We start from the raw sequence: 3,229 nt of genomic DNA, 5'->3' as shown, positions 1-3,229 counted from the left end.
CGGCCCCCCCCCCCCCCCGTTCTGTCATGTCCTATCGCGGCCACCACGGGGGTAGCGGGAAGTTCGGCAACGCCGGTGGGGGAGCGGGCGCAGGGCCCGGCGCGGGCGCGCTCGGCGTCGGTACCTCACGCTGGGTCCCGTCACTGATGTAGATCGTCACGACCGAGCCGGGGATCGCCGAGCCGTTGGGCGCCATGCTGGTCACGCTGCCCTTGGGCGGCGGACCGGAGCCGTCGACCGCGGAGACCTGGAAGCCCGCGTTGGTCAGCGCCCTGGTCGCGTCCGCCTGGGACATGCCGACCACGTCGGGCACCTGGGCGTTGTTGGCGCCGCGCACGTACTTGTCGTCCAGCGGCGGCAGCACGGGCGGCGGGAACTCGCCCGAGACACCCTTGATGGCGGTGAACCAGGTGCGGGCGGGCTCGTTGCCGCCGTAGAGATTGCCGCTGCCACAGGCGCGCAGCGGGAACGAGCAGATCTCGCTCGGCGTCGGACTGTCGCCGTAGATGTAGGTGGCGGCGGCCAGGGAGTCGGTGAAGCCGAGGAAGGCCGAGGAGCGGTGGCTCTCGGTGGTGCCGGTCTTGCCCGCCATCGGCATGTTCCAGCCGGTTGCCTGGGCCGCGCCCGCCGCGGTGCCCGCGGTGTCGTCCTTGCTCATGGCGTTGGCCAGGGTGTTGGCCAGGCCGGGCTCGACGACCTGTTCGCAGGCCTGTTCGGTGAGCGGCACCGGCTTGCCGTAGCGGTCGACGACCTCGGCGATCGGCGAAGGCGGGCACCACCGGCCGCCGGAGGCCAGGGTCGCGGCGACGTTGGACAGCTCGAGCGGGTTGATCGCCACCGGGCCGAGGGTGAACGAGCCGAGGTTCTGGTTCTTCACCATCTCGGCGACGCTCTGGTTGCCGTAGCCGGAGGTGGCGGGCTTGGTGAACGAGCGCATGCCCAGGCGGATGGCCATGTCGACGGTCGGGGTGACGCCGACGTCCTGGATCAGCTTGACGAAGGTGGTGTTCGGCGAGGTGGCCAGCGCCTCGGTCACCGACATCGGCGACTTGTAGGTGCCCGCGTTCTCGACGCAGTAGGTGGCGGCCGGGCAGCCGCGGGCGCCACCGTCACCCATGCCTCTGGCCTCGTACCGGGGCGGCACGTCGAGCTGGGAGTTGATGCCCATGCCCTTCTCCATCGCGGCCGCGGTGGTGAAGAGCTTGAAGACCGAGCCCGCGCCGTTGCCGACCATGGAGAACGGCTGCGGCTGCACGGTCTCGTTGGCGTCCTGGTCGAGGCCGTAGGTGCGGCTGCTGGCCATCGCCAGCACCGGGTGCTTGTCCTGGCCGGGCGCGATCACCGACATGACCTCGGCCACGTGCGGCACGTCCGGCTTGGCGAACTCGTTGATGGCCCGCTTGACCGAGTCCTGCACCTTCGGGTCGAGGGTGGTGCGGATGAGGAAGCCGCCCTTGTCGATCTGCTCGCGGCCGATGCCCGCGTCGGCCAGGTATTGCAGCGCGTAGTCGCAGAAGAAGCCGCGGTCGCCCGCCGCGATGCAGCCGCGGGGCAGGCCCTTGGGCTCGGGCAGCACGCCGAGCGGCTCGTCCATGGCGGCGCGGAACTCCTCGGCGCGGCCGGGGATGTTCTGGATCATCGTCTGCAGCACGGTGTTGCGCCGCTCCAGCACGCCCTTCTCGTTGGTGTAGGGGTTGAGCTTGGAGCTGGACTGCACCATGCCGGCCAGCATGGCCGATTGCGCGACGTTCAGGTCGGCGGCGTCGATGCCGAAGTAGGTCTGCGCGGCGTCCTGGATGCCGTAGGAGGAATTGCCGAAGGGGACCAGGTTCAGATACCTGGTCAGGATCTCGTCCTTGGACAGCTCCTTGTCCAGCGTCAGCGCCATGCGGATCTCGCGGATCTTGCGCGCGGGGGTGGTCTCGATGGCGGCGCGGCGCTCGGCGTCGGTCTTGGCGACCACGAGCAGCTGGAAGTTCTTCACGTACTGCTGGTCGATGGTGGAGGCGCCCTGCTGCACCTCGCCGCTGCTGGTGTTGGTCAGGAAGGCACGCACGGTGCCCTGCCAGTCGACGCCGTCGTGGTCGGCGAAGCGCCTGTCCTCGATCGAGATGATCGCCAGCTTCATGTCGTTGGAGATCCGGTCGCTCGGCACCTCGAACCGCCGCTGCTCGTAGAGCCAGGCGATCGGGTTGCCCGCCGCGTCGACCATCGTCGACACCGCGGGGACGGTGCCCTCGACCAGCTCGGCGGAGACGTTGTCCACGGCGTCGGCGGCGCGGTTGGAGACGAACCCGAAACCACCGGCGAGGGGGAACAGCAGTCCCGCCACTAGCACGGCGGCCAGCACGCAGCTTCCGGCGAGCTTGGCGAGCGTATGTGTGATCGGCACGTTCGACACGGTGCCAAGAGTACGGGGTGCCGCCGACGGGGCTGCGGGTGTGCTCGAGCCCCTCGGGCGTGTCCGCTTCCATAACGGCGAGTCCGCGTGTTCCACGTGCGTGTTCGGCGTGTCGTTTCGGCGTGTCGCAACTATCAACCGACCGACCGGTCTTAAATATCCGATTGCATGCACGGGCGTACCAAAAGATCACGCAACGGTCTTGCGCTCGGGCCATACCTTTACCTAGATTGAGACCCAGTGTGATGGAGCTAACACTCAAAGTGGAATGTGGTTCAGTCCGCAGCTAGGGAAAAGGGACGCTGCGACTGGCACGCGATTCTGGAGCGCCGGCCACCGGTGTTCGGACTGCAAAGGGGCACACCAAATGCAAACGACAACCCCCATCGCTCGATTGAACGTGGAGCAGGCCGAAGCACGAATCGCCTGGGTTTCCCAGGCCCGATGCAAGGAAGTCGATCCCGATCAGTTGTTCGTCCGAGGCGCGGCGCAGCGCAAGGCGGCCACGATCTGCAGGCACTGCCCGGTGCTCATGCAGTGCGGAGCCGACGCTCTCGACAATCGAGTGGAATTCGGTGTGTGGGGCGGGATGACCGAGCGGCAGCGCCGCGCGCTGCTCAAGCAGCACCCCGAGGTCACCTCCTGGGCCGATTTCTTCCAGGCTCAGCGGCAGCACCAGGTGGCCATGTGAGCCGCCGACCCTAGGCCCTCACACGACGAGTCGGGGGGGGGCCCGGGGGGGGGGGGGGCGGCGGGGGGGGGGGGGGGGGGGCGCGCCCCCCCCCCCCCCCCGGGGCACCCGCCAGGGGGGGAGCGCGGCGGGGGGGG

The 3,229-nt window shown here is 69.1% G+C and carries 2 protein-coding genes; one reads left to right on the top strand and one right to left on the bottom strand.

Features of this window, described 5'->3' with window-relative positions; all coding sequences use genetic code 11:
* Positions 1–31: 31 nt before the first annotated feature.
* On the bottom strand, positions 32–2,392 hold the full coding sequence (locus tag QH283_RS15220) for a penicillin-binding protein (protein WP_280503650.1): 2,361 nt from the start codon (positions 2,390–2,392) through the stop codon (positions 32–34).
* 376 nt (positions 2,393–2,768) lie between these two features.
* Between QH283_RS15220 and QH283_RS15215 the strand changes: the two genes are divergently transcribed.
* Positions 2,769–3,092 (top strand): WhiB family transcriptional regulator, encoded by a 324-nt coding sequence (locus QH283_RS15215; RefSeq protein WP_280503649.1) that lies wholly within the window; start codon positions 2,769–2,771, stop codon positions 3,090–3,092.
* The last annotated feature ends 137 nt before the right edge of the window (positions 3,093–3,229 follow it).

Source organism: Nocardia farcinica (assembly GCF_029867845.1).
In the GTDB taxonomy this organism is placed as follows: domain Bacteria; phylum Actinomycetota; class Actinomycetes; order Mycobacteriales; family Mycobacteriaceae; genus Nocardia; species Nocardia farcinica_A.
This window is presented reverse-complemented; position numbering and strand designations above follow the sequence as displayed.

Bases quoted from the DNA above. Each gene is read 5' to 3' on its own strand.
- QH283_RS15215 (WP_280503649.1), top strand. From the start codon at position 2,769: ATGCAAACGACAACCCCCATCGCTCGATTGAACGTGGAGCAGGCCGAA.